Origin of the sequence: Halomonas sp. 3A7M (assembly GCF_014897875.1) — a bacterium.
Classification (GTDB): Bacteria; Pseudomonadota; Gammaproteobacteria; order Pseudomonadales; family Halomonadaceae; genus Vreelandella.
This window is the reverse complement of record NZ_JABUZD010000144.1, coordinates 1-1,960: the sequence shown is the minus strand read 5'-3', so window position 1 is coordinate 1,960 and position 1,960 is coordinate 1. Positions and strand designations below refer to the sequence as shown.

Here is a 1,960-nt window from a genome sequence, read left to right as displayed (position 1 = left end):
GGACGAGCCACAGAAGCCATGGCGCACCGAGGGCTGCCGTAATGGCCCCCACGGGCGGTGCGCTGGTCAGGCTTCCAAGCATGTAGGTGATGCTGTCGGCGGCAAGCAACAGGCTGCTGCCCCAGAGTGCCGCGGCCGGTATCAGCGCGGCATGCCGTCTGACCCCCGCAAGCTTGACCAGATGCGGCGCGACAAGACCGACGAAGCCGATGGGACCGGTGGCGGCGACGGAAGCGCCCGTCAGCACCAGCACGACGATCAGGGTCGCGGTGACGAGCAATGCGTGTTTCTGTCCGAGGCTTCTGGCCGTATCCTCGCCGAGCCGGGCAATATCATATGCGCGCGACAGCGTGAAAGCCGCAATGAGGCAGAGGACGATCCATGGCCAGACGAGTTGCACATTGCTCCAGCCGTTCTGCCGCAGCGAACCCGCACTCCAGGTAATGAGAAACCGCGCCTCGCTCTCGTAGAGCAGCAGCAGCGCGCCGGTTATGCTTGAAATCGTCATGGCGACGATCAGTCCAGCAAGAAGAATGCGCAGCGGCGTGGCGCGAAACCCGCCCGCCAGCAGATAGACCATCAGCACGGCAACCAGACCGCCGCAGACCGCGACGGCGATGGGCATGAAAACGATCAGGGCCGGTGCGAATATGGTGGCCAGCGCAATGAAGAAAAAACTTCCCGCGCTGATGCCGAGAATGCCCGGCGACACCATCGGATTGCGCAGGATGCTCTGCATGAGCGCGCCGGAGACGGCGAAGGCGCTGCCCGCAAGCACCCCTATGGTGGCGCGCGGCAGGCGAAAGCCGCTGACGACGTCGCGCAGCAGATCGTCATTATACGCAAAGGAGCGGATGATGTCGCCAACCCCGATCCGGGCCTCGCCCTGCGCCATATTGAGCGCGAAAGCGGCGACGAGCGCCATGACGCCCGCCCCGATCATGCCCAGTTCGCGCAAGCATTGCCGCGGCACGCTCACGTCAGAAGCGCCTTGCGGACATCGCGCAGAAACAGCCGCGCGCTCAGCGGGCCGTTGTGGATCAGCCGGTAGGGAATGGGCTGAAAGCGGTTCTCGCGCACGAAACGCAGATTGCGCCACACCGGCGTCGCCATGAGATTGGCCACACCCTTCTCATTGAAGGGCATGTAGAGAAAATCGGCATCCTGCAAGGCGATCAGCGTTTCGGCGGTGGTGACGTTGAAGCCTTTTTCGAGATAGCGGTCGTCATCATAGGCATAGGCGAAGCCGCAACGCTGCAAAAGCTGCGCCGGCAGCGCATTGCGATTGAAGAGCATGATTTCGGCCCCTGTGACGCCGGCATTGACATTGCCCAGCACGACAGGACGCTTGTCCAGCCCTTTCGCGACGACACTTTGCTTCATTTCCGCAAGCGTTTCATCGAGAGACGCGAGGAAATCGCCGCATTCCGCTTCCCGTCCCGTCAGACGCGCGACGGCACGCAGCGTCTCGACCATATTCGCCATCTGGTCGGGTTTTCCGGCTGGAGAGGAAAGGAATGCCGCCACCGGCGCGATTTCGCCAAGCAGGGTGCGACTTTTCTGGATGCTGTTGGCGCTGCCGAGGATCAGATCCGGCTCAAGCGCCATGATGAATTCGATATTGGGTGCGGAAGACAGACCGAGATCGGTCACCTCGTCCGAAAGCCGGGGCTCGGCATCGCCGGTGAAGCGGCGATAATTGGCGGGGCCCGTCATTCCGACCGGTTGCAGGCCCAGCGCCAGAAGAAATTCCGCACTCTCCTGGTCAAGCGCCACCACCCGCCGCGCCGGCTGCGCCAGGCATGTTTCACCCAGTTCGCTCACCGCACAGACGCGCGCCGCAAAAGCCCCTTGCGTGGATGCGGCGAAGGCGGCGAAGGCGGCAAGCCCGCAAGCGAAGCTTCTTCTCGACATCATCATCAGATTTTGCGCGGGATACCCGGTACTTCTAGTGCCGGGA

General features: G+C 63.0%; 2 protein-coding genes. Both read right to left on the bottom strand.

The window, feature by feature from the left end; all coding sequences use genetic code 11:
- On the bottom strand, positions 1-979 hold a 979-nt coding region (locus INT19_RS12335), incomplete at its 3' end, for an iron chelate uptake ABC transporter family permease subunit (RefSeq protein WP_193060960.1).
- On the bottom strand, positions 976-1,960 hold a 985-nt coding region (locus tag INT19_RS12330), incomplete at its 5' end, for an iron-siderophore ABC transporter substrate-binding protein (RefSeq protein WP_193060959.1). The genes INT19_RS12330 and INT19_RS12335, both read right to left, overlap by 4 nt.